Annotated in this window: 26 protein-coding genes; 21 read left to right on the top strand and 5 right to left on the bottom strand. The window is 38.5% G+C overall.

Features of this window, described 5'->3' with window-relative positions:
• Window positions 1-86: 86 nt before the first annotated feature.
• Complete coding sequence (pssA, locus tag ACFX40_RS10550) at window positions 87-626, bottom strand: CDP-diacylglycerol--serine O-phosphatidyltransferase (RefSeq protein WP_013059266.1); 540 nt, start codon at window positions 624-626, stop codon at window positions 87-89.
• 114 nt (window positions 627-740) lie between these two features.
• Here pssA and ACFX40_RS10545 point away from each other — a divergent pair, with 114 nt between their 5' ends.
• Window positions 741-1,523: a phosphatidylserine decarboxylase gene (locus ACFX40_RS10545; RefSeq protein WP_028410606.1), complete on the top strand. Its 783-nt coding sequence runs from the start codon at window positions 741-743 to the stop codon at window positions 1,521-1,523.
• Between the two features lie 73 nt (window positions 1,524-1,596).
• On the opposite strand, the gene ACFX40_RS10540 is transcribed toward ACFX40_RS10545, so the two are convergent.
• Window positions 1,597-1,737 (bottom strand): sporulation histidine kinase inhibitor Sda, encoded by a 141-nt coding sequence (locus tag ACFX40_RS10540; protein WP_028410607.1) that lies wholly within the window; start codon window positions 1,735-1,737, stop codon window positions 1,597-1,599.
• 549 nt (window positions 1,738-2,286) lie between these two features.
• Here ACFX40_RS10540 and ACFX40_RS10535 point away from each other — a divergent pair.
• From ACFX40_RS10535 to ACFX40_RS10500, 8 genes are read left to right on the top strand one after another with little or no spacing between them, the layout of a single operon-like run.
• Complete coding sequence (locus tag ACFX40_RS10535; RefSeq protein WP_013059263.1) at window positions 2,287-2,799, top strand: YqeG family HAD IIIA-type phosphatase; 513 nt, start codon at window positions 2,287-2,289, stop codon at window positions 2,797-2,799.
• Window positions 2,800-2,802: 3 nt separating this feature from the next.
• Window positions 2,803-3,909, top strand: a complete 1,107-nt coding sequence (gene yqeH, locus ACFX40_RS10530; RefSeq protein WP_013059262.1) for a ribosome biogenesis GTPase YqeH — start codon at window positions 2,803-2,805, stop codon at window positions 3,907-3,909.
• A 19-nt stretch (window positions 3,910-3,928) separates the two neighbouring features.
• Window positions 3,929-4,768, top strand: coding sequence for a shikimate dehydrogenase (gene aroE, locus ACFX40_RS10525; protein ID WP_028410608.1), 840 nt, complete (start codon window positions 3,929-3,931; stop codon window positions 4,766-4,768).
• Between the two features lie 18 nt (window positions 4,769-4,786).
• Window positions 4,787-5,086 (top strand): ribosome assembly RNA-binding protein YhbY, encoded by a 300-nt coding sequence (gene yhbY / locus ACFX40_RS10520; protein ID WP_013059260.1) that lies wholly within the window; start codon window positions 4,787-4,789, stop codon window positions 5,084-5,086.
• A gap of 60 nt (window positions 5,087-5,146) precedes the next feature.
• Window positions 5,147-5,719: a nicotinate-nucleotide adenylyltransferase gene (locus ACFX40_RS10515; RefSeq protein WP_028410609.1), complete on the top strand. Its 573-nt coding sequence runs from the start codon at window positions 5,147-5,149 to the stop codon at window positions 5,717-5,719.
• The gene (gene yqeK, locus ACFX40_RS10510) at window positions 5,706-6,278 is read left to right on the top strand and encodes a bis(5'-nucleosyl)-tetraphosphatase (symmetrical) YqeK (RefSeq protein ID WP_028410610.1); all 573 of its coding nucleotides are present in this window, start codon (window positions 5,706-5,708) and stop codon (window positions 6,276-6,278) included. The genes ACFX40_RS10515 and yqeK overlap by 14 nt, the downstream gene beginning before the upstream one ends.
• Entirely contained in the window at window positions 6,271-6,624 is a 354-nt protein-coding gene (gene rsfS / locus ACFX40_RS10505; RefSeq protein ID WP_013085071.1) for a ribosome silencing factor, read from the top strand. The genes yqeK and rsfS overlap by 8 nt, the downstream gene beginning before the upstream one ends.
• A complete protein-coding gene (locus tag ACFX40_RS10500; RefSeq protein ID WP_377254896.1) occupies window positions 6,621-7,379 on the top strand; it encodes a class I SAM-dependent DNA methyltransferase in 759 nt (252 codons plus the stop codon). Before rsfS ends, ACFX40_RS10500 begins: the two co-directional genes overlap by 4 nt.
• A 40-nt stretch (window positions 7,380-7,419) precedes the next feature.
• Here the strand turns inward: ACFX40_RS10500 and comER are convergent, their stop codons facing one another.
• Window positions 7,420-8,250 (bottom strand): late competence protein ComER, encoded by an 831-nt coding sequence (comER, locus tag ACFX40_RS10495; RefSeq protein ID WP_025750559.1) that lies wholly within the window; start codon window positions 8,248-8,250, stop codon window positions 7,420-7,422.
• Between the two features lie 96 nt (window positions 8,251-8,346).
• On the opposite strand from comER, the gene ACFX40_RS10490 reads away from it, so the two are divergent.
• From ACFX40_RS10490 to ACFX40_RS10480, 3 genes are all read left to right on the top strand, one after another.
• The gene (locus ACFX40_RS10490; protein WP_028410612.1) at window positions 8,347-8,979 is read left to right on the top strand and encodes a helix-hairpin-helix domain-containing protein; all 633 of its coding nucleotides are present in this window, start codon (window positions 8,347-8,349) and stop codon (window positions 8,977-8,979) included.
• 96 nt (window positions 8,980-9,075) lie between these two features.
• Window positions 9,076-9,642, top strand: a complete 567-nt coding sequence (locus ACFX40_RS10485; RefSeq protein ID WP_028410613.1) for a ComE operon protein 2 — start codon at window positions 9,076-9,078, stop codon at window positions 9,640-9,642.
• Between the two features lie 68 nt (window positions 9,643-9,710).
• On the top strand, window positions 9,711-12,002 hold the full coding sequence (locus tag ACFX40_RS10480) for a DNA internalization-related competence protein ComEC/Rec2 (protein ID WP_098579228.1): 2,292 nt from the start codon (window positions 9,711-9,713) through the stop codon (window positions 12,000-12,002).
• A gap of 57 nt (window positions 12,003-12,059) precedes the next feature.
• Here the strand turns inward: ACFX40_RS10480 and ACFX40_RS10475 are convergent, their stop codons facing one another.
• Window positions 12,060-12,194, bottom strand: coding sequence for a YqzM family protein (locus ACFX40_RS10475; protein ID WP_013059251.1), 135 nt, complete (start codon window positions 12,192-12,194; stop codon window positions 12,060-12,062).
• 326 nt (window positions 12,195-12,520) lie between these two features.
• Between ACFX40_RS10475 and holA the strand changes: the two genes are divergently transcribed.
• The gene (holA, locus tag ACFX40_RS10470; protein ID WP_028410615.1) at window positions 12,521-13,537 is read left to right on the top strand and encodes a DNA polymerase III subunit delta; all 1,017 of its coding nucleotides are present in this window, start codon (window positions 12,521-12,523) and stop codon (window positions 13,535-13,537) included.
• A gap of 34 nt (window positions 13,538-13,571) precedes the next feature.
• Here holA and rpsT read toward each other — a convergent pair whose 3' ends face one another.
• Entirely contained in the window at window positions 13,572-13,838 is a 267-nt protein-coding gene (gene rpsT, locus ACFX40_RS10465; protein ID WP_013059249.1) for a 30S ribosomal protein S20, read from the bottom strand.
• A 256-nt stretch (window positions 13,839-14,094) separates the two neighbouring features.
• Between rpsT and gpr the strand changes: the two genes are divergently transcribed.
• From gpr to dnaJ, 8 genes are all read left to right on the top strand, one after another.
• Complete coding sequence (gene gpr / locus ACFX40_RS10460; protein ID WP_013059248.1) at window positions 14,095-15,207, top strand: GPR endopeptidase; 1,113 nt, start codon at window positions 14,095-14,097, stop codon at window positions 15,205-15,207.
• Between the two features lie 84 nt (window positions 15,208-15,291).
• Complete coding sequence (locus ACFX40_RS10455; protein WP_014458177.1) at window positions 15,292-15,627, top strand: DUF3679 domain-containing protein; 336 nt, start codon at window positions 15,292-15,294, stop codon at window positions 15,625-15,627.
• Window positions 15,628-15,755: 128 nt separating this feature from the next.
• Window positions 15,756-17,579 carry a translation elongation factor 4 gene (lepA, locus tag ACFX40_RS10450; RefSeq protein WP_013059246.1) on the top strand — a complete coding sequence of 608 codons (1,824 nt, stop codon included), beginning with the start codon at window positions 15,756-15,758 and terminating at the stop codon, window positions 17,577-17,579.
• 175 nt (window positions 17,580-17,754) lie between these two features.
• Window positions 17,755-18,894 carry a radical SAM family heme chaperone HemW gene (hemW, locus tag ACFX40_RS10445; protein WP_028410616.1) on the top strand — a complete coding sequence of 380 codons (1,140 nt, stop codon included), beginning with the start codon at window positions 17,755-17,757 and terminating at the stop codon, window positions 18,892-18,894.
• 91 nt (window positions 18,895-18,985) lie between these two features.
• Window positions 18,986-20,014, top strand: coding sequence for a heat-inducible transcriptional repressor HrcA (gene hrcA / locus ACFX40_RS10440; RefSeq protein ID WP_013059244.1), 1,029 nt, complete (start codon window positions 18,986-18,988; stop codon window positions 20,012-20,014).
• 105 nt (window positions 20,015-20,119) lie between these two features.
• Complete coding sequence (gene grpE / locus ACFX40_RS10435) at window positions 20,120-20,680, top strand: nucleotide exchange factor GrpE (RefSeq protein WP_028410617.1); 561 nt, start codon at window positions 20,120-20,122, stop codon at window positions 20,678-20,680.
• A 30-nt stretch (window positions 20,681-20,710) separates the two neighbouring features.
• On the top strand, window positions 20,711-22,528 hold the full coding sequence (gene dnaK, locus ACFX40_RS10430; RefSeq protein ID WP_013059242.1) for a molecular chaperone DnaK: 1,818 nt from the start codon (window positions 20,711-20,713) through the stop codon (window positions 22,526-22,528).
• 235 nt (window positions 22,529-22,763) lie between these two features.
• Entirely contained in the window at window positions 22,764-23,894 is a 1,131-nt protein-coding gene (gene dnaJ, locus ACFX40_RS10425; RefSeq protein WP_013059241.1) for a molecular chaperone DnaJ, read from the top strand.
• The last annotated feature ends 34 nt before the right edge of the window (window positions 23,895-23,928 follow it).

Below are 23,928 nucleotides of genomic sequence, written 5' to 3'. Positions count from 1 at the left end.
GCTTTGTTTCTTAAAGAAGATGATTTATTCTATAATTAAGAAAAGAAGCAAGATGATAATATTCCTCTGTAAAAGTAAATGGAGCTCTATACTTTTTTTAGCTTGAAAGTACTAATCATCAAGCAAGCGAGTACGATAATTAAAAACATATAAAAGTGTGAAGGCAAATAAGGGACGCCCAAGTAGCTAAGAGTTAATAAACAACCTGCTGCGGTAATAGGGAGCCCTGTAAAATACCCAGTATTTTCTGTGATGTTAAAGCGGGCAAGACGAAGTGCTCCGCAAGCAATGTAACAGATGGTAACAATTGAACCTGCAGCACCAAAGTGAGACAAAATACTTTGATAAAGTAGTAGAGCTGGAGCGATGCCAAATGATATAATATCGCACATGGAGTCCAGTTGTTTTCCAAGTTCAGATTCAATTTGCAGCTTTCTGGCTACCATGCCGTCGAATCGGTCTGCTAACGCTGCTAAAAAAATTAGTAATAAACTTAAGTTCAATTCATTTTTCATGACAAATAAAATAGCAAAGCTTCCTAAACTTAAATTAACAATCGTTAAGGAGTTTGCCGCTTGGGATCTCAGCTTTTTAATTGTATGATCTAGATAGTCTAATAAAAACAATTTCCTCACTCCTTTAAAGGATGGAATGAACTAAAGGTAAAAATAATGGTAATTTCATTGTAGACGCAAACCTTATTCTAGTAAAGAACTATTCAGTATGTGGAGGTAAAATTATTGTTGCAGCACCTGTATCGAACGTTTATTGAGCTTACGAATCACCAAGGATCATCGAAGCTCATTCGAAAATTCACTTTCTCTAAATGGAGTCGGTTTGTTATACCCTCCTATACAAAAGTTTTTAAAGTAAATAAAGAAGAAATGGACAAGCCTCTGCATCACTATCAAAACTTACACGAGCTATTTATTCGCCGTTTGAATCCTTCTGCCCGTCCGGTCGATCAGCAGAAAGACAGCGTTGTCAGTCCTGTAGATGCAAAGATAGAAGCATATGGAGTCATTACGCCTCAAAAAGAAATGATTGTAAAAAACAAACCCTATTCTATACAGGAAATGGTTTCAAATGATCTCATTCTTGAAAAATATATAGAGGGACAGTTTATTATTCTCTATCTTAGTCCGAAAGACTATCATCGCATTCACAGTCCTCTTAAAGCCCAAGTGGGGAATACGTGGACCGTTGGACAAAAGTCTTATCCAGTAAATTCATTAGGAATCAAGTACGGGAAAGAACCGCTGGTGAAAAATTTCCGGAAGCTCACGGAGTTAACGTTTGAAAATGGTCACATGCTGATGGTAAAAGTAGGAGCCATGTTTATCAACAGCATTGAAGCGGTTTCTAAAAAAGAAGTAGTCGAAAAAGGGGAGGAAATGGCTTACTTCACGTTTGGTTCGACCGTCATTTTATTATTTGAGAAGAACTCAATCACTTTTGATTCTAACGTTCACTCAGGTTCTTATGTAAAGTATGGAGAACCAATTGCTCATTTGAAAAAATAGAGCCTATATAATAAAAGAGTAGATAGATAAATGAAGATGCAGCTTTCTTTTATTAAGAAGGCTCTTTTATTCGTTAAGAAGGAATTTGTATGTTAATCTTTAATGATCTTCTTTCAATTTCCTCTTCAATTAATTTTATAAAATCAGGGCTTAATTGCAGTTCGGTTGCTTTGCTGTATGATTCAATAAGCAGCTCATCTGATAATTTTCTCATAAGATTGCCGCCACCTCCTACTAAAATAAATATCCTAAAAAGTTATATTTAAATGCTAATAAATTCCTTATTTATAATCTAACATGAATCAAATAAAGGAACAATCGTTCTGTTATCCACAGCTTTCGGTGGATAAAATGTGGGTATGTTGTTTATAATTACCATTAATTGCTGAACTATAACAGAGGATAATGTGTATAAACTTATCCACATAATTAGGCTTATCATTTTTTGTCGAAAACTTTTAACAGAATTTGTTTACCACTTACCCTATTTGATAAGTAATAAACGTTTTCTGCACTATTTTTTATTTTAAGTTTGCAGAGAGTGAATATATCGTAAGCCCACGAACAAATAGAGGTTTGCTACCTTTTGTCAATAACTTTCTGTATAAAGTTAAAGCATTCACAAGGCATATCCTTTATACTAAGAAAAGACCTGTTTTTGAAGAGAATAAAATTTTAGGTTGGAAAATAACAAGAAGTCGTTATAATGATAGACGGCGTTAATTTTAGTATGTAACTATATATTCGAGGTGCATGATACGTGTTGAAACTTTTTTTACCAAATGAACATGTGAAAAACGTGTTTCAAATTAAGCCAGACGATTTGAAAGAGCGCGGAATAAAAGGAATTATTACCGACTTAGATAACACGTTGGTGGAATGGGATCGCCCTGATGCCACTCCGGAATTAATTGAGTGGTTTCAGTTAATGAAAGATAGTGGAATTAAAATTACGATTGTATCGAATAATGTGGAGAAACGAGTCAAGCTGTTTTCAGATCCAGTTGGACTTCCATTTGTATATAAAGCACGCAAACCGATGCGTAAAGCATTTAGGAGAGCTCTTCGTGATATGGAGCTGCAAAAAGATGAGGTTGTAGTTATTGGCGACCAGCTTTTAACGGATGTATTAGGAGGAAATCGTCTCGGCGTATATACAGTTTTGGTTGTACCAGTTGCGCAAACAGATGGATTTGTAACGAAATTTAACCGTAAAATGGAACGAAGAATTCTAGGTTGGATGAAACGAAAAGGTATGATTAACTGGGAGGATTAAAACGTGAGTGAAGAAAAATTACAGTGCGTAGGATGCGGAGTGGAGATTCAAACAGAACGACCGGATGAACTTGGCTATGCTCCAAAATCAGCACTAGAAAAAGAAGCTATTATTTGCCAGCGATGCTTTCGCTTGAAGCATTATAATGAAGTACAAGATGTTTCCTTAACAGACGATGATTTTTTAAAAATCTTAAATGGAATTGGTCAAACGGACGGTTTGGTTGTAAAAGTTGTAGATATCTTTGACTTTAACGGCAGCTGGTTACCTGGTTTGCATCGATTTGTTGGAAATAACAAGGTTCTTTTAGTGGGAAATAAAGCAGATTTACTGCCAAAGTCTATAAAGAAAAATAAACTCATTCATTGGATGAAGCGAGAAGCGAAAGAGCTTGGGCTAAAATCAGTGGATGTGTTCCTTATGAGCGCGCAAAAAGGACAAGGAATTCGCGAAATTGCCGAAGCCATTGAACATTACCGCGAAGGTAAAGATGTATATGTTGTGGGATGTACAAACGTTGGTAAATCAACATTTATTAATGCCATTATTAAAGAAGTAACGGGAGAAAAAGATATTATTACTACATCTCAATATCCGGGTACAACGCTGGATATGATTGATATCCCGCTTGATAACGGCGCGTCTTTATATGATACGCCTGGCATTATTAATCACCATCAAATGGCTCACTATGTAGATAAACGCGACTTAAAGTTAATTTCTCCTAAAAAAGAAATAAAGCCGAAGGTTTATCAGCTAAATGAAGGGCAAACGTTATACTTTGGAGGACTGGCGCGCTTAGATTATGTACAGGGAGGCCGCAAGTCATTAACATGTTATGTATCGAACGATTTGCATATCCATCGTACGAAGCTTGAAAAAGCAGATGAGTTGTATGAAAAGCAAGCAGGTGAACTGCTTCAGCCGCCGCGCCCAGAGCAAATGGATGAGTTTCCTGAACTGGTTGCACATGAATTTACAATAAAAAATGAAAAAACGGATATTGTTTTTTCAGGGCTTGGCTGGGTGACGGTTAATGAGTCAGGTTCAAAAGTTGTGGCGCATGCACCAAAAGGAGTCGGCGTATTTGTGCGCGATTCTTTAATTTAAACAAAAAGGGGAAAAAATCTTGAGTACATTATATGGGCTAGTTGGTTATCCGCTTGGGCATTCACTATCGCCATTGATGCAAAATGATGCCTTTAAACGTCTGAATATGGATGCTCATTATGAAGCTTTTCCAATTGAACCTGTTCATTTTGAGTCAGCCATTGGAGAGCTAAAAGATAAAAACATTCAAGGATTTAATGTCACGATTCCTTATAAAGTTGATATTATGAAGCATTTGGATGAAGTCGATCCATTAGCAAAGGCAATTGGCGCTGTAAATACAGTTGTTAATCAAGATGGCCGTTATATTGGATACAATACCGACGGAGAGGGGTATGTGACGTCTTTACTCAAAGCAGTAGAAGGAAGCTTATCCCAAAAAAGAATTTTAATTATTGGAGCTGGAGGGGCTGCAAAAGCTATTTTTTATACAATTGCAGCTCAGCATGCTCCCGACGTAATTGCGATATGCAATCGTACCGTTGAAAAAGCAGCTGTATTAGCTAACGAGCTGCCTTTTTCGACGAAAACGGCGGCGATGTCTATTTCTGATGCAGAAAAACAATTAGATACATTTGATATTATTATTAATACCACTTCAGTGGGAATGTATCCTAATGTTGATGAGCTGCCTTTAGCACTTACTTTCTTGCAAAAAGAAGCCGTAGTCAGCGATATTATTTACAACCCTTTAAAAACAAAGCTTTTAAAAGAGGCTGAAGCAAAAGGGGCAGGCACTCATAACGGTGTCGGTATGTTTGTACTGCAAGGTGCACTTGCATTTGAAAAGTGGACGAACGTCCGTCCTGACGAAGAGGCAATGGAACACATTGTTCTTTCAACACTAACTAAGAGATAAGATACAACGGAGGTTTTTATGTTAACAGGTAAACAAAAACGTTTTTTACGTTCAAAAGCACATCATTTAAATCCAATTTTCCAAGTAGGAAAAGGTGGAGTCAACGAGAATATGATTGGTCAAATTGCTGATGCATTAGAAGCAAGAGAATTATTAAAAGTAAGCATTCTGCAAAACTGTGACGAAGATCGTGACACGGTTGCTGCTCGATTAACAAAAGGAACAAAAGCAGAGCTTGTACAAGTGATTGGAAATACAATTGTATTATATAAAGAATCACGCGAAAATAAGCAGTTAATGCTTCCAAAAGTGAAATGAAATAGAGCGGGGAAACCCGCTCTATTTAAAAATGAAGTAAATTAAAGGAGTCGGGGATTGTTGAAGAGTATTGGAATTTTAGGTGGAACATTCAATCCGCCTCATTTGGGGCATTTAATGATGGCAAATGAGGTTTTGCATGCCTTGAAATTAGATGAGATATGGTTCATGCCGTCGTATATTCCACCTCATAAAACAATCAAAGAGCCTATTGAGCCATATCATCGTTTACAAATGCTAAAGCTAGCTATTGAAGAACATGATCAATTTATCCTGCAGCCGATTGAATTTGAGCGCAAAGAGCCTTCATATACATATGATACGATGAGAATACTAACGGAGAAATATCCAACGTATCAGTTTCATTTCATCATTGGTGCTGATATGGTAGAATATTTGCCGAAGTGGTATGAAATTGATGAATTAGTCAATTTGGTTACATTTGTAGGTGTAAAACGCCCGGGGTATACCATTACGTCCCCTTACCCGATAAAAGAAGTAGAAGTTCCGCAGTTTGATGTCTCCTCTTCCTTTATTCGCGAACGAGTAGTAAAGAAAGAAACCATTCGTTATTTTATACCTGCTGGTGTTAAACAATATATCGAGGAGAATCAATTATATGAATCGAACTGAGGCATTAGCAATCGTAAAGAAACAGTTAACAGAACGTCGTTATATTCATACTGTCGGGGTAATGGAAACAGCAATTGAATTAGCTAAGCGTTTTGAAGCAGACGAAAAAAAAGCAGAACTGGCTGCTATTTTTCATGACTATGCCAAGTTTCGTCCAAAGGAAGAGATGAAGCAAATTATTATTGATCAAAACATGAACCCTTCTTTATTGGAATACAATACCGAATTATGGCATGCTCCAGTAGGCGCGTTTTTAGTGAGAAATGAAGTAGGGATTACGGATAAGGAAGTATTGGATGCAATTGCTTACCATACATCCGGAAGACCTGGCATGACGTTACTTGAAAAAATTGTGTACGTTGCTGATTACATTGAACCCGGAAGGAGATTTCCAGGTGTTGATGAAGTGCGGGAGTTAGCTAAAACGGACTTAAATGCAGCACTTATTCAATCACTGAAAAACACCATTTCTTTTTTAATGACTAAACATCAGGCCGTTTATCCCGATACGATGATGACATATAATGATTTAATCTTAGGAGGTCAAACACATGACTGAACGTGAATTGCTATCTCTTGTTGTAGAAGCAGCAGACGATAAAAAAGCAATCGATATCGTAGCGTTAAATATGGAAGGAATCTCACTTGTGGCAGATTATTTTGTTATTTGTCACGGTAACTCAGATAAACAAGTGCAGGCAATCGCTCGTGAAATTAAAGAAAAAGCACACGAACAAGGCATTTCTGTGAAGCGTTTAGAAGGATTTGAGCAGGCTAAGTGGGTTCTTGTTGATCTTGGAGATGTTGTGGTTCACATTTTCCATAAAGATGAGCGCGGATATTATAACTTAGAACGCTTATGGGGAGATGCACCATTTGTAAGTTCAGAAGAGCTACAGCTATGAGCAGGTACGGAGAATTTGCCTACGTATATGATCAGCTAATGGCAGACGTTCCGTATGACGATTGGGCTGAATTTTTTAATCAGCAGGTGGCAAAAGCGAAAACAAAGCCTGACAGTATATTAGACCTTGCCTGCGGCACGGGGGAACTCTCCGTTGGATTTGCACAAGAAGGTTTCTCCGTAGTAGGCGTTGATTTGTCTGATGATATGCTTATGGTAGCCCAGGAAAAGGCGGCAGAAGCAGGGGTAACGCTATCTCTTTTTCAGCAAAACATGGCGGAACTTGAGTTATTGAAAGAGTTCGACTGTGTAGTAATCTTTTGTGATTCTTTGAACTATTTGCAAAGTGATAAAGAAGTTCAAGAAACCATTCAACGTGTATATAAGCACTTAAAACCAGGTGGGCTCTTTGTATTTGATGTTCATTCAGTGCACAAGATGAAGGACGTATTTGGAAATCAATCTTTTTCTTACGTTGATGAAGACGTGTCATATATTTGGAACTGCACCTATGACGATACAGACATGCGCGTAGAGCATGATATTACGTTTTTTGCTTATGATGAAGAAATGGATGCATATCATCGCTTTGATGAGGTGCATGCTCAGCGCACTTGGTCGATTGACCATTATCAATCTTGGCTGGGCGAAGCTGGTTTTATAAATATAGAAGTAAGTGCAGATTTCAAAATGAGTGAGCCTACTTCAAACAGTGAGCGCATCTTTTTCTCTGCGCAAAAAAAAGAAGCCGAGTAGAGGCTTCTTTTTTTGTTTCAAAGCAGGATTTCTACAGAAATTATGGAATAAGACTATCAAACTGATTGTGAACAAGCTCAATGTCTTCGTCAAATTTTTCATGTGTTTTTTGAAATACGTGCACAAACATCTCTCCGAGTTCAGCTTCTAAAACTTTAATACCTTCTCCGGTTACACCGCCTTTTACGCATACTTTATCCTGCAAGGTAGGAAGCGTAAATATTTCTTTTTCCAACAGTTTTCCCATTCCAATAATCATATCACTGGCCATGACGGTAGCTTCTTCTTCAGAAATATTTGTTTCTTGAACTGCTGCATCAATAAAGCGTTGAAGCAAAAAGCTGAAGAATGCAGGACCGCAGCTTACGATATCGGATGATACGCGCGTAATCGTTTGATCAATAGCCACAGGCTTTGACATAGATGAAAATAATTCATGTAAATAATTTTGGTAAAAAGGCGTACATCTTTCTCCAAACGTGAAAAGAGAAACACCTGCTAATGCCCGATTCGTAATGCTAGGGATAATTCTAGCTGCTTGACTCGGAATGAGGCGTTCGATTTGTTCTACGCTAATTGGACTGGTAATGGATACAATGCAATGATCTTTCGTCAGCAGTGGTTCTAATTTTATTAAAAGGGGGTGAATATCCAATGGCTTAACACAAATAAAAATGACTTTGGATGCGTGAACAACTTCTTCAGCTGTATCAGCAACATGAATTTTTTTATGCTGCTGTTGAATCTCTTTGGCTCTTTTTTTTGTGCGATTCATAATAGTAATTTTAGAAGGACGTACGGCTTTTGATTCAATAAACGCATCAATTAATATTTTCCCCATGTTTCCTGTTCCGATAAACCCTATGTTCACTGATTCATTCCCTCCTTCAAAAGCCTTTTCTTCTAAACACTATGAAGACATAATGGAATTTATGACGTTACTTCAAAATTCAAAGGAGTGTACAATTTGACTTTTTCAAAAAAACACTGGCTAATCGGGTGTATTTGCTTAGCAGTTGGCTTGGCTTTTTATATCTATCGCACAGGTGGAGAGAAACCGGAAAGTTCTCTTCAAACCTCAGATATGATAAGGGCAGAATCTTCTGCTGCAAAAAAAGGAGAGTCGTCTGATCAAGTAATTTCGAGCCAAGATTCTCCGTTTGTTATGGTGGATATTAAAGGAGCTGTTCAGAAGCCTGGTGTATACCAGCTTCCGAAAGATGCAAGGGTAAAAGATGCTCTAGCACAAGCCGGAGGCGCTACGAAAGAAGCGGACTTAAGACAGCTCAATTTAGCTAGCAAGCTACAAGATGAAATGGCAGTTTACATTCCAGCTGCTGGAGAAGAAATCCCGCCTTCATCTCCTGTTTCTTCAATCTCTTCCTCAGGAACTTCAAACGATCAGCCCCTTGTTAATATCAATACAGCGAACACTGATGAACTGCAAACGTTAAATGGCATTGGACCTTCAAAAGCGAGTGCCATCATTTCATATCGAGAGGAAAATGGCTTATTTCAAACAGTAGAGGATTTGGGGCAAGTATCAGGTATTGGCGAGAAGTCGCTAGAAAAAATCAAAGCTCAAATTACGGTACAGTAGAGACTTATTGACGAAAAAGGAAAAGAAACGCTACACTATGAAAGAGACAAGTATAATGATAATTATTCAGTTTTAAATAAAAAGGTAGGGAATGAGATGAACCGGATTTCATGGGATCAATATTTTATGGCACAAAGCCATTTGCTAGCTTTAAGAAGCACTTGTGAACGTCTGGCTGTTGGGGCTACAGTGGTGCGTGATAAACGTATTATAGCTGGAGGATACAACGGCTCGATCAGCGGAGGCGTGCATTGTGCTGACGAAGGTTGTTATGTGATTGATGGACACTGTGTAAGAACTGTCCATGCAGAAGTGAATGCACTCTTGCAGTGTGCTAAGTTTGGTGTGAAAACAGAAGATGCGGAAGTATACGTCACGCATTTTCCGTGTTTAAACTGCTGTAAAGCCCTTATTCAAGCGGGAATTAAAACAGTATATTACGCTAATGATTACAAAAATCACCCGTATGCTGTTGAGTTATTTCAACAGGCGGGAGTGAAAACAGCAAAAGTTGAACTTGATGAAGCAGTCATTGACTTAAAAAGTAAAGAGAAGCTTCAATTTGTGACGGATGTTCTCGCTCGTTTAGAAAAAAGCGGAGCGGACGAAGTAGAAGTGATGAATTTACAGCGTGAAGCTCTCGCTTTATTTACGGCAAATTAAAGGTGAAAGAGGTTTTTTACTATGTAACAGTAAGAAGCCTCTTTCTTTTAAGAAGAAAGGAGCTAAAAGTGAAAGGATATTATATTTACTGTGCTTTTAGCATGATGATAGCTTTATATGTATATGATAATTATTCTGCTGTAAGCCTGTTTTTGCTAATCGTGCTCTTCATTTTTCAATGGCTACAATGTCCGAGGAAAGTGGTTATTGCTTCTGCACTGTTGAGTGTTTTGTGCGTCTACCTATTAGCTGAGACAAATAAGCATAACAAAACGGTTCTTTTAGCTGAATCTTCTTCTTTTACAGGCGAAATTTCATCTGTGCCGCATAGTGACGGCGACAAGCTTACTTTTAAGTTTACGGTTCAAAATGAAGAGGTCATGGCTTTTTATAAACTAAAAACGTTGGAAGAGAAACAGCAGCTCGAAAAGCTAACGATTCATCAAGTTTGTCAACTAGCGGGGCAATTAACTTCTCCTTCACCTGCCCGCAACCTTCATGCATTTGATTATCAGCAATATTTGTACCATCAGTCTATTCATTGGCAGCTTAACGTTAAGAGACTTGATTTGGTAAAATGCCAGCTCCCCACTCTAACTCCACTTACGTACCTTACCTTTATTCGTCAAAAAGGAATTAATTATATTCAACAAAATATGTCGGATCCAGGCGCTGGGTTTATGCAGGCACTAATTTACGGCGAGCGCACCGGCATCGAAGAAGAGAGTATCAAGCGCTATCAGCAATTTGGTTTAATACACTTGCTTGCCATATCAGGTCTTCATGTTGGACTGCTGACAGCAATGTGTTTTTATTTGCTCATTCGGATTGGAATAACGCGCGAGCGAGCCATTACGCTTTTACTTTTGCTTCTTCCTGTATACATGGTTTTGGCTGGTGGCAGCGCTTCAGTTGTCCGAGCTGTTTTTATGAGTATGCTGATGCTTATATCGATAAAAATACAAAGAAAAATTCTTTTAGTTGATAGCATCAGCCTTGCTTTTATGGCCATGCTGCTTTTTAAGCCGTACTATTTATTTGATGTAGGATTTCAGCTTTCTTTTGCCGTTAGTTTTGCATTGATTTTATCGAGTCAGACGATTTTACCCCGTTTTCATTCTTCTTTCAGCCAGCTCATGGCTGTTTCAGCGATTGCACAAATCAGTTCACTTCCTTTACTGCTGTACTATTTTTATGGAGTATCTCTCCTCAGTTTGCCATTAAATATGGTGTTTGTACCTCTGTTTTCTCTTGTTATATTACCTCTTTGTTTGCTCATTCTTTTTGTTCGTATCCTCTTGCCGGGAGTGAGTGAACTGCTGGAGCAAATTCTTCATGTTCTTTTACTTGTTTGTGAAAAATTGCTTGGCTTTTTTGAGTGGATTCCCGCTGATTTTGTAACAGGAAAGCCCCACATTGTGCTGTTTTTGGGCATGTACGTATGCATTTATGCTTTATTTGTGGCGGTCGAAGAAGGGGAATTTTTCGTTCGCTATATGTTTCTTCTCCTGGCATTGTTAGCCGCCCAATGTATGTATCCTTATTTGAATCCAAAAGGAACGGTCACAATGGTCGATGTAGGACAAGGAGACTGCTTTATCATTGAGCTTCCTTATCGAAAAGGTGTGTATATGATCGATACCGGAGGAACGGTTTCATTTCCAAAAGAACCATGGCAAAAACGCCGTTCTTCTTTTGACGTGGGAGAAGACGTACTTGTTCCGTTTTTGCATTCAAAAGGAATAACAAGGGTCGATAAAATGATTATCACACATGGTGATTATGATCACGCAGGGGCGGCACAGCATTTATTTTCACAAGTGGCTGTAGGAGAGCTGGTGCTTGGAGAAAAAGCTGAATTAAATGAGGTAGAGACTGGTTTGGTAATCGCTGCTCAAAAACAAAGCGTACCTGTTCACATTGTTCAGCAAGGAGATAGCTGGCAAGATGGAGGTGTGTTATTTCAGATTATTTCTCCGACAGGTTTCGAAGAAACGAGCAATAACGGCTCGATTGTAATAGACGCTAAGTTAGGAAATTTAAGATGGCTATTCACCGGAGATTTAGAAAAGGAAGGAGAACAAAGAATATTGAAAGACTTTCCAAATCTTAAAGCAGATGTATTAAAAGTTGGGCACCATGGCAGTAAAACCTCAACTTCAGAAGAGTTTGTTCAACATTTAAATCCTAAAGTAGCGCTTGTTTCAGCGGGACAAAAAAATCGTTATGGTCATCCTCATCAAGAAATATTAGAGCTTCTGAAAAGCTGCGGGGTGTATATTTATCGAACGGATGAAGATGGTGGAGTAATGTATGAATTTACAAAAAAGTCAGGAACGTTTTCAAAGCAACTTCCATAGTCTATAGTAAGAAAAACGAACTAAAAAAGACTGCTAAGAAGCAGCCTTGAAGCAATTTTACGAACCCAAGTAGTGAATCACAGTTGCAATAACAAATAAGGCAGTGAAAAAGCCAAATGAAACACCAAATCCTACGGCAGAATCGACAGCGTCGTTGCGTTTACTTTGGACACTTTCTTCAAATTGGTTCATTAACACCCCTCCTGTTTACAGTATAGTCTAACTTTTTTAAAAAATCTAGACAATTTAAAAGCGTTTTCACAAACTGACAACAGTTAACAACTATACTTTACGAGCATGAGGAGAAAATAGAGATAAGGGTTTAATCATTAACAAATAAGTAACCTAGGGCTTATATTGTTAATGTTTATCATAAACTGAGGAATTGTCGTTTTAAGGCAATTCCTTTTGTATTGTTGCCAAAAACTCATAACACCTTTACGATAGAAATTGTATTTTGTTTATCAGTAACTATACATAATCAATATAGATGAATAAAAAAGAGGAGCGTATATACGTTGGCAGTTGATAGCTTAAAAAGTATTACCAAAAATAATATAGCCCCCGTTTACTTAATACACGGGGTCAATGCATTTATGAGTAAAAAGATTAGAGATAAAATCGTCGACTATACGTTGAATGAAGAAGATAAAGAATTTAACTTGTCACTATACGATTTAGAAGAAACATCGATTGATCAAGTTCTAGAAGATGCTGAAACGCTTCCTTTTTTAGGAGACAAGCGTGTAGTCGTTGCGAAAAATGCAGCATTTTTAACGGCTGAAAAATCGAAAGATAAAGTAGAGCATGATCTAGCAAAACTTCAGCAATATGTGGAGCAGCCCCCGTCTTTTTCAACGTTAATTCTGCTAGCTCCTTATGAAAAGCTGGATGAAAGAAAAAAAATAACAAAATTATTAAAAAAACAAGCAGCTTACATCGAAGCGAACGAATTTGGTGAAAAAGAAATGAAGCAGTGGATTCATAATTTACTTTCAAAAGATGGAGTGAATATGGATGAAGATGCTGTGACGCTCCTTATTCAGCTTGTGGGTCTTAATGTAACGCTTGTGACAAATGAAATTGAAAAAATGGTGTTATACGTTGGACAAGGCGGAGTTATTACAAAAGAAGTTGTGCTTAAGCTTGTGGCAAAAACGCTTGAACAAAATGTATTTACGCTTATTGACGCTGTTATTCAGCGAAAGGTTTCTACTGCTTTAAATATGTATCAGGATTTATTGCGTAATAACGAAGAGCCTATTAAAATTTTATCTTTGTTAGCGACGCAGTTTCGCTTGATTTATCATACGAAGCAGCTGTCTAGTCAAGGGTACGGTCAGCAGCAAATTGCTCAAACGATTAAGGTACATCCGTTTCGTGTGAAAATTGCTTTGCAGCAGAGCAGAAGTTTTGAGGAACAGCAGCTTAAAGAAATTTTAAAGGATTTAGCAGAGGCAGATTATGAAATGAAGACGGGGAAAATGGATAAAGCGCTTATTTTACAGCTGTTTTTATTAAAAAGAGCGCAATAAAAAAACGATCCTAATGGGATCGTTTTTGTCTCAATTATGCAGATAAACCGTTAAGTTTTACTGCTAAGCGAGATTTTTGACGAGCTGCAGCATTTTTGTGGATAATACCAGATTGTGCAGCTTTGTCTAATTTTTTAGAAGCAACAGCAAATGCTGCTTTTGCGTTATCTACATCGTTGTTTTCAACTAAAGCTTCAAAGTTTTTGATTGCAGTACGCATAGCTGATTTAGCTTGAATGTTATGAGCACGGCGAGCTTCAGTAGTTTTTACACGTTTGATAGCTGATTTAATGTTTGGCATCCGTTTCACCTCCCGAAATGATAACAATCGAGATTATATAGAACTCGACATTCTTCACAATAAGAACAAAAGATATTTTATCAAACACAAGGACAGAATGCAATAGCCTTGACAAGGAATTTTATATGACAGACCTCTCTTCAAAAGCTTGTAGCTGATATTGCGCCTTTCTTTCCACTTTTCATTTCTTAAATGCATGAATCTGCCAGTCCTCGGTGACAATAATTCCAACAAAGATTGTCTAGGAGGTTAAGAAGTGGAAAAAGAACTTGATTTAAGTCAATATAGCGTGCGCACGGATTTAGCTGTCGAAGCAAAAGACATAGCGTTAGAAAACCAGCCTAAACCGAATAACCAGTCAGAAATCAAAGGCGTAATTGTAAAAGAAAAAGAAGAACAAGGTGTCAAAATTTCAATGGTAGAAATTACGGAAGAAGGCGCAGAAGCAATCGGTAAGAAAAAAGGCCGATATGTAACCCTTGAATCGGTAGGTATTCGCGAGCAGGATACTGAAAAGCAAGAGGCCATGGAAGAAGTATTTGCTAAAGAGCTGAATTTTTTTATTAAAAGCCTCAACATTCCAGATGATGCTAGCTGTCTTGTAGTGGGTCTTGGAAACTTAAGTGTTACACCAGATGCGCTTGGACCAAAGGCAGTAGATAATTTGTTGATTACAAGACATTTGTTTGAGCTACAGCCTGAAAGCGTGCAAGATGGCTTTAGACCCGTTAGCGCCATTGTTCCGGGAGTAATGGGAATGACGGGTATTGAGACAAGTGATATTATCTTTGGCGTTGTAAAGAAAGTGAATCCAGATTTTATCATTGCAATCGATGCGCTGGCCGCTCGTTCGATTGAACGGGTAAATGCTACCATTCAAATTTCAGATTCAGGTATTCATCCGGGGTCTGGGGTTGGAAACAAGCGCAAAGAAATCAGTTATGAAACACTTGGCATTCCAGTTATTGCAATAGGTATTCCAACGGTAGTGGATGCTGTTTCCATTACAAGCGATACAATTGACTTTATCTTAAAACATTTCGGCCGAGAAATGAAAGAGCAGGGAAAGCCGTCTAAGTCGCTGCTTCCGTCCGGTATGACGTTTGGAGAAAAAAAGAAGCTCACGGAGGATGACTTACCCAATGAAGAGCAGCGTCAAACGTATCTCGGGATGATTGGCACCCTTCCTGATGAAGAAAAAAGACGTCTTATTCATGAAGTGCTTGCACCTTTAGGTCATAATTTGATGGTTACGCCAAAAGAAGTGGATATGTTTATTGAAGATATGGCTAATGTAGTTGCAGGAGGACTTAACGCTGCTTTGCATCATGAAGTGGATCAAGAGAACTTTGGAGCATATACTCATTAATACGCTTTTAGATGAATGAGTTCTTCACAATATAGTCATAATGGTTAGTACTACAGAAGATAAAGAAGTAAGGGGCCTAATAATATGATTAAATTCACTTTAAAATCAGTAGTGCTAACCATTTTTTTACTGTGCGTCGTATTTTTAGGGATGCAGACGGCTCAGCAAGGATTGATTAAAATGAAGGGATATAATGATCCTTCGATTGAACATGTTATTAATGTGTCTAAAACGTCAGATGGTCAGGTGGAAGCTGCAGTTTTAGGTTCAAAAAAAGTCGTGAATATTGATGAAAAACAGCAGTTTCTAGAAAAACGAAAGGCTTTTAACTTTTTCTCCTCGCTAGGTCAAAGTCTAGCGGAAGGCGTGAAAAGTACAATAGGAAAAGCTTTTAAGGCTATCCATCATCTTCTTAATTAAAAGCAGAATTTCTTTCTGCTTTTTTGTATGGAAAAATCCCCAATGGAATGCTTATTGAATGTTGACGAATGTGTTGTTATAATTTAGTTTAGTGTATTTTGCCGATTTTCAGTAGGAGTGAAAAAAATATGGATAGAGAAGCAAGATTGAAACGACAATCGAAAATTAGAAACTTTTCGATTATTGCTCATATAGACCACGGTAAGTCAACATTAGCAGACCGTATTTTAGAAAAAACAAATGCGTTAACACAGCGAGAAATGAAAGCTCAGCTTTTAGATTCGATGGATTTAGAACGTGAACGTGGAATTACCATAAAATTAAATGCTGTGCAGCTTCAATACAAAGCAAAAGATGGAGAAGAGTATACTTTTCATCTAATTGATACACCGGGACACGTCGATTTTACATATGAAGTGTCGCGAAGTTTAGCCGCGTGTGAAGGTGCTATTCTAGTAGTAGATGCAGCTCAAGGTATTGAAGCTCAAACATTAGCAAACGTGTATTTAGCACTTGATAACAATCTTGAAATTTTACCTGTCATTAATAAGATTGACCTGCCGAGTGCAGAGCCAGAGCGAGTGCGCCAAGAAGTTGAAGACGTAATTGGATTAGATGCGTCGGAAGCTGTATTAGCTTCAGCTAAAGCAGGAATTGGTATCGAAGAAATTTTAGAACAAATTGTTGAAAAAGTTCCTGCTCCTGAAGGGGATCCAGATGCACCGCTTCAAGCGCTGATCTTTGATTCATTTTATGATGCATACCGAGGTGTAGTTGCATCTATTCGTATCGTACAGGGACGAGTAAAAGTAGGCGACAAAATTAAAATGATGGCAACAGGAAAAGAGTTTGAGGTAACGGAGCTAGGTGTGTTAACGCCAAAAGCCGTTGCTAAAGATGAACTTTCTGTTGGCGACGTAGGTTTTTTAACAGCAGCTATTAAAAACGTTGGAGATACGCGAGTAGGGGACACGATTACTCTTGCTAAAAATGGAGCAAGTGAACCTCTTCCTGGTTATCGTCGTCTGAATCCAATGGTATACTGCGGACTGTATCCAATTGATACAGCGAAGTATAACGATCTTCGTGAAGCACTAGAAAAGTTAGAGCTAAATGACTCTGCACTTCAGTTTGAACCAGAGACGTCTCAGGCCTTAGGGTTTGGTTTCCGATGTGGATTCTTAGGGTTGCTTCACATGGAAATTATCCAAGAGCGTATTGAGCGCGAATTTAAAATTGATTTAATTACAACAGCTCCAAGCGTTATTTATGACGTGTATTTAACAGACGAGACTCACCTGTCTGTAGATAATCCGTCTAATATGCCGGACCCACAAAAGATTGAACGCGTGGAAGAACCGTATGTAAAGGCAACGATGATGGTACCAAACGATTATGTTGGTGCTGTGATGGAGCTTTGTCAGAAGAAGCGGGGCAACTTTATTGATATGCAGTACTTGGATGCTAATCGCGTGAGTATTGTATACGAAATTCCGCTAGCTGAAATTGTATATGATTTCTTTGATCAATTAAAATCAAATACAAAAGGCTACGCGTCGTTTGATTACGAGCTTATCGGATATCAGCCTTCGAAACTTGTGAAGATGGATATTCTCTTAAACGGCGAAACGGTCGATGCACTGTCCTTTATCGTGCACAGAGATTCGGCTTACGATCGTGGTAAAGTCATTGTAGAAAAGCTTAAAGAGCTTATTCCACGTCAACAGTTCGAAGTGCCGATTCAAGCGGCAATCGGTCAAAAAATTGTGGCGCGTTCAACAATTAAAGCCATTCGTAAAAACGTTTTAGCAAAATGTTACGGAGGAGATATCTCTCGTAAACGTAAACTTCTTGAAAAACAAAAAGAAGGTAAAAAACGTATGAAGCAGGTCGGTTCTGTTGAAGTACCGCAGGAAGCATTTATGGCTGTGCTTCGCATGGACGAAGATTAATAGCTGAAATTCTATTATTTAACATGTCAAATTAGTTTTGAAAATCAAGCTAATCTGATACGATAGTAAAGAGTTTTGAGCGCTGTAAATAAGTGTGAACGAACATAGATAAAAATACCGCAGAGAGACTCTGCGGTATTTTTATCATTTATAAATGTGATTGAGGTGAAAGTCCATGGTGAAGGCAGCATATCTGCATATCCCGTTTTGTCATCATATTTGTCACTATTGTGACTTTAATAAAGTGTTTTTTAAAAATCAGCCCGTTATGCCGTATTTGGAAAGCATGCGAGAAGAAATGAAACAAACAGTCGAACGTTATCCAACGACCAATTTAAACACGATATTCGTTGGGGGTGGAACGCCCACAGCGTTAGATGAACAGCAGCTAGAGTATTTTTTAGAATCCATTCGTATGTATCTTCCTTATGACGAAAAAGGTGAGTTTACATTTGAAGCGAATCCGAATGAATTGACGAAAGAAAAACTTCAGCTTCTTCATGATTATGGCGTGAATCGTTTAAGCATTGGTGTACAAACGTTTAATGAAAGATTATTGGAGAAAATTGGACGTGTGCATTCAAATAGACAGGTATTTGATTGTGTTGAGCAAGCGAGAAAGATTGGAATGTCGAATATAAGCTTAGACTTAATTTATAGCCTGCCGGAACAAACGGTAGCTGATTTCTCTTCTACGCTTCAAACCGCTTTTTCATTAGAGGTAGAGCACATGTCTGCCTATTCGTTGATTATTGAGCCTAAAACGGTATTTTATAATTTAATGAACAAAGGGAAACTGCCTCTGCCTGCTCAAGAAGAAGAAGCAGCTATGTATGAGCTGCTTATGAAAGAAATGGACAAACAAGGTTTTCATCAATATGAAATCAGTAATTTCGCAAAGCCAGGCTACGAGAGTATTCATAATCTAACCTATTGGAACAACGACGATTATTACGGAATTGGCGCAGGCGCACATAGCTATATAAACGGAATAAGACGAGCAAATATTGGACCATTAAAAAAGTACATTGATTCGGTCGAGCAAAAAGGAAATGCATATCTCAATGAAGTGAGCGTGACCGAGGCTGAAAAAATGGAAGAAGAAATGTTTTTGGGCCTTCGTAAAACGAAAGGAGTCTCAAAAGAGGAGTTTAAGAAAAAATTCAATCGAGAATTAAAAGATGTATTTGGAGAACCTATTCAAGAATACAAAGAGAAAGGACTTTTGGGTGAAGACAATAGCTCAGTCTTTTTAACACACAACGGTCGATTTTTGGGGAATGAAGTTTTTCAAGCCTTTATTGGGATAATCTAATATCAAATCGTTGACATCGCTATAGTGATTTGGTAATTTATTATTAGATTTAGCACTCAGAGTTTTAGAGTGCTAACAGAGGTGATGAAGCGTGCTTACTGATCGACAGTTATTAATTTTACAAGTCATTATTGATGATTTCATTCGATCTGCGCAGCCGGTAGGCTCTCGAACATTATCTAAGAAAGAAGAGTTTAATTTTAGTTCGGCTACAATTCGCAATGAGATGTCAGACCTAGAAGAACTTGGATTTATTGAAAAAACTCATACTTCTTCAGGGCGCGTTCCGTCTGAGAAAGGTTATCGTTATTATGTTGATCATCTAGTGTCCCCGCAGCACTTGAAAGCAAGCGACGTTTCCACGGTACGTTCGGTATTCGCTGAACGCATTGTAGAACTGGAGCAGCTCGTTCAAAAGTCAGCGCAAATTTTATCTGATTTAACGAGTTTAACGTCTATTGTGCTAGGACCAAAAGCGGTCAGCCATAAGTTAAAACAGCTGCAGATTTTACCTTTAACGGCTCAGTCAGCTGTTGCCATTATTGTGACCGATACAGGACACGTTGAAAGTCGGACGATTACGCTGCCGAGCAGTATTCAACCTTCCGATATTGAAAAAATGGTTAACATTTTAAACGAAAAGCTCATCGGCGTTCGCATTACTGATTTACATGATAAAATGTACAAAGAAGTAGCGACGCTCTTAAAAAGCCATATTCAAGGGTATGAGCAGACGATGGATATACTCAATGATGCATTAAAGCTCAACATGAATGGCAAATTAGTAGTTGGCGGCAAAACGAATATGTTTGCTCAGCCGGAATTTCATGATCTTAATAAAATTCGCGGGCTGTTTAACATTATTGAACATGAACAGCAGTTTTATAAGCTGTTAAGCCCAAATGAGGCTGGTATACATGTGAAAATTGGTCATGAAAATAAATTGAATGAAATGGTAGGGTGCAGCTTAATTACAGCTAGTTATTCCTTTGGTCACGAACAGCTTGGCACAATTGCTATACTGGGACCGACCCGCATGGAATATGCACGTGTGATTAGTTTGCTTACACTGCTGTCATCAGATATGTCTCAAGTATTAACAAACTTGTATAAAGAATAAAGGAATCGGGTGGAATATATTACTTCCATCCTTTCCCTGTGATAAAATAAAAAACGTTGTTTAAAATGTGAAAATGTGTGTAAACATTTAAGGGAGGTGAATGAATTGTCAAACGAAAAGCAAGTAGAAGAACAAAACGAAGAAGTGGTTGAAGAAGTTCAAACAAACTCTGCTGAAGCAACTGAAGCTGAAGCGTCTGAGGAAGTAAACCCTCTTCAACAAGAAAATGATCAATTAAAGCAACAGCTTGAAGAAGAAGAGAATCGCTACTTACGTCTACAAGCTGATTTCGATAATTTCCGTCGTCGTTCACGTCTCGATGCAGAAGCTGCTCAAAAATACCGTGCTCAATCATTAGTTTCGGATATTTTACCAGCACTTGATAACTTTGAACGTGCATTACAAGTTAACACAGCGGACGAACAAACTAAATCCGTGCTGCAAGGTGTAGAAATGGTATACCGTCAATTAGTAGAGGCACTTCAAAAAGAAGGTGTTGAAGCAATTGAATCAGTCGGGAAAACATTCGATCCATACGAGCATCAAGCAGTGATGCAAGTAGAAGACGATGAATACGAACCGAACACGGTAGTAGAAGAGCTTCAAAAAGGTTACAAATTAAAAGATAAAATCATCCGCCCTGCGATGGTTAAAGTGAATCAATAACACTACATATTATGAAGGAGGTCATTGTCAATGAGTAAGATCATTGGTATCGATTTAGGTACAACTAACTCTTGTGTCGCTGTATTAGAAGGCGGCGAACCAAAAGTAATTCCAAATCCAGAAGGAAACCGTACAACGCCATCAGTTGTGGCATTCAAAAACGGTGAGCGTCAAGTTGGGGAAGTAGCGAAACGTCAAGCTATTACAAACCCTAACACAATTATTTCAGTTAAACGTCATATGGGTACAGACCATAAGGTGGAAGCTGAAGGCAAGCAATACACGCCTCAAGAAATGTCAGCTATCATTCTTCAACATTTAAAAGGTTATGCTGAAGAGTATTTAGGTGAGCCTGTAACAAAAGCTGTTATCACAGTTCCGGCTTACTTTAATGATGCTGAGCGTCAAGCAACAAAAGATGCTGGTAAAATTGCTGGTTTAGAAGTAGAGCGTATTATTAACGAGCCTACTGCAGCAGCACTTGCGTACGGATTAGAAAAAACAGATGAAGATCAAACAGTTTTAGTTTATGACCTTGGTGGCGGTACGTTTGACGTATCTATTCTAGAACTTGGCGACGGCGTATTTGAAGTTCGCGCAACTGCAGGTGACAACCGCCTTGGTGGTGACGACTTTGACCAAGTAATCATCGACTATTTAGTCGCTGAATTCAAAAAAGAAAACGGCGTTGATTTAAGCAAAGATAAAATGGCGCTTCAACGTTTAAAAGATGCGGCTGAAAAAGCGAAAAAAGATTTATCAGGCGTAACATCTACACAAATTTCTTTACCATTTATCACTGCTGGAGAAGCTGGCCCTCTTCACTTAGAGGTATCTTTATCACGTGCTAAATTTGACGAGTTATCAGCAGGCCTTGTAGAACGTACAATGGCTCCTGTGCGTCAAGCTTTAAAAGATGCAGGCCTTTCTGCAAGCGAACTTGATAAAGTAATCTTAGTTGGTGGTTCAACTCGTATCCCAGCGGTACAAGATGCGATCAAAAAAGAAACTGGTCAAGATCCTCACAAAGGTGTAAACCCTGATGAAGTAGTTGCACTTGGTGCAGCAATTCAAGGTGGCGTATTAACGGGTGATGTAAAAGACGTTGTATTACTAGACGTAACGCCTTTATCACTAGGTATCGAAACAATGGGTGGCGTATTTACAAAGCTAATTGAGCGTAATACGACGATTCCAACAAGTAAATCACAAGTATTCTCAACGGCTGCAGATAGCCAAACGGCTGTAGATATTCATGTTCTTCAAGGTGAGCGTCCAATGTCTGCAGACAACAAAACGCTAGGTCGTTTCCAGTTAACTGATATTCCACCTGCACCACGCGGAGTACCTCAAATCGAAGTGTCATTCGATATTGACAAAAACGGTATCGTAAACGTTCGTGCAAAAGATTTAGGCACAAACAAAGAGCAAGCTATTACAATTAAATCTTCAACAGGTTTATCAGATGACGAAATCGACCGCATGGTAAAAGAAGCGGAAGAAAACGCAGATGCTGATAAGCAACGTAAAGAAGAAGTGGAACTACGCAATGAAGCAGATCAATTAGTGTTTACAACTGAAAAAACACTAAAAGATCTTGAAGGAAAAGTAGAAGAAGCTGAAGTAACAAAAGCTAACGAAGCAAAAGATGCTTTAAAAGCAGCGATTGAAAAGAATGACCTTGAAGAAATCAAAGCGAAAAAAGATGAACTTCAAGAAATCGTTCAAGCGTTAACTGTAAAATTGTATGAGCAAGCTCAACAAGCTCAGCAAGCAGGTGAACAAGGCGCTCAAAATGATGATGTTGTAGATGCAGAGTTTGAAGAAGTAAACGACGACAAAAAATAATGCATCTTGACGACTAACGTGAATGACGCCATGGTGCGATTCACATCTTTTTAAAAAGTCAAAGTCAAGCTTATTTCTTGGCTTTGACTTTTTTAACGTGGAAAAGCGAAAGGGAAAGTTTTTCACTTGGCTCTCTGCGTGCACGGGAGCAATAGAAAGTAACTTTTATGTTGCTATGGAATTATTAATAATGATACAATTACGTTTATGTGAAACGATTCGGGAGTGAGTATTGATGAGTAAGCGAGATTACTATGAAGTACTCGGTATCAGTAAGAGCGCTACAAAAGATGAAATAAAAAAAGCATACCGCAAGCTTTCTAAACAATATCATCCAGATATTAACAAAGCGGAAGATGCTGCTGACAAATTTAAAGAAGTAAAAGAAGCATATGAAGTATTGAGTGATGACCAAAAAAAAGCACAATACGATCAATTTGGTCATACTGATCCAAATCAAGGCTTTGGCGGCTTTGGTGGAGGCGGCTCAGACTTTGGTGGCTTCGGCTTTGAAGATATTTTCAGCTCGATCTTTGGTGGTGGTGGTCGCAGACGTGACCCTAATGCTCCGAGACAAGGTGCCGATTTACAATACACGATGACACTTTCTTTTGAAGAAGCTGTTTTCGGAAAAGAAACAACAATTGAAATTCCACGTGAAGAAACGTGTGAAACATGTCACGGTTCAGGTGCAAAACCTGGAACAAAAGTCGATACATGTTCGCACTGTAATGGTTCAGGTCAGTTAAACGTTGAACAAAACACGCCGTTTGGCCGCGTGGTAAATCGACGTGCGTGTCATCATTGTAATGGTACGGGAAAAATCATTAAAGACAAATGTGCAACGTGCCACGGTGACGGTAAAGTAACAAAACGACGTAAGATTAATGTTAAAATTCCAGCTGGTGTAGATGATGGTCAACAGCTGCGCGTAAGTGCTCAAGGAGAACCAGGGGTAAATGGTGGTCCTCCGGGAGATTTATACGTAGTGTTCCACGTGCGCACTCATGAATTCTTTGAACGTGATGGAGACGATATCTACTGCGAAATGCCTTTAACGTTTGCTCAGGCAGCGCTAGGTGATGAAGTAGAAGTACCAACTCTACACGGCAAGGTGAAGCTGAAGATTCCTGCTGGTACACAAACGGGAACGAAATTCCGTTTAAAAGGAAAAGGTGTGGCAAACGTACGAGGATATGGTCAAGGAGATCAGCATATTCACGTTCGAGTTGTAACTCCAACAAAAATATCAGAAAAACAAAAACAATTATTGCGTGAGTTCGCTGAACTGAGCGGTCAAGAAGCCGTTGATGAGCAGCATGATTCCTTTTTTGCAAAAGTAAAACGAGCAATTAAAGGAGAATAATTGTCTTTCATAGTAAACAGAGACAGGTTGGTAA

The sequence above is a fragment of the Priestia sp. YIM B13552 genome, from assembly GCF_042787775.1.
In the GTDB taxonomy this organism is placed as follows: Bacteria; Bacillota; Bacilli; order Bacillales; family Bacillaceae_H; genus Priestia; species Priestia megaterium_E.
The sequence above is the reverse complement of the archived record's forward strand: the minus strand, read 5'-3'. Positions and strand labels throughout refer to the sequence as shown.

Bases quoted from the DNA above. Each gene is read 5' to 3' on its own strand.
- ACFX40_RS10540 (WP_028410607.1), bottom strand. From the start codon at position 1,737: ATGAGAAAATTATCAGATGAGCTGCTTATTGAATCATACAGCAAAGCA.
- yhbY (WP_013059260.1), top strand. From the start codon at position 4,787: ATGTTAACAGGTAAACAAAAACGTTTTTTACGTTCAAAAGCACATCAT.
- yqeK (WP_028410610.1), top strand. From the start codon at position 5,706: ATGAATCGAACTGAGGCATTAGCAATCGTAAAGAAACAGTTAACAGAA.
- rsfS (WP_013085071.1), top strand. From the start codon at position 6,271: ATGACTGAACGTGAATTGCTATCTCTTGTTGTAGAAGCAGCAGACGAT.
- ACFX40_RS10500 (WP_377254896.1), top strand. From the start codon at position 6,621: ATGAGCAGGTACGGAGAATTTGCCTACGTATATGATCAGCTAATGGCA.
- ACFX40_RS10485 (WP_028410613.1), top strand. From the start codon at position 9,076: ATGAACCGGATTTCATGGGATCAATATTTTATGGCACAAAGCCATTTG.
- ACFX40_RS10475 (WP_013059251.1), bottom strand. From the start codon at position 12,194: ATGAACCAATTTGAAGAAAGTGTCCAAAGTAAACGCAACGACGCTGTC.
- rpsT (WP_013059249.1), bottom strand. From the start codon at position 13,838: ATGCCAAACATTAAATCAGCTATCAAACGTGTAAAAACTACTGAAGCT.
- ACFX40_RS10455 (WP_014458177.1), top strand. From the start codon at position 15,292: ATGATTAAATTCACTTTAAAATCAGTAGTGCTAACCATTTTTTTACTG.
- lepA (WP_013059246.1), top strand. From the start codon at position 15,756: ATGGATAGAGAAGCAAGATTGAAACGACAATCGAAAATTAGAAACTTT.
- hemW (WP_028410616.1), top strand. From the start codon at position 17,755: ATGGTGAAGGCAGCATATCTGCATATCCCGTTTTGTCATCATATTTGT.
- dnaK (WP_013059242.1), top strand. From the start codon at position 20,711: ATGAGTAAGATCATTGGTATCGATTTAGGTACAACTAACTCTTGTGTC.
- dnaJ (WP_013059241.1), top strand. From the start codon at position 22,764: ATGAGTAAGCGAGATTACTATGAAGTACTCGGTATCAGTAAGAGCGCT.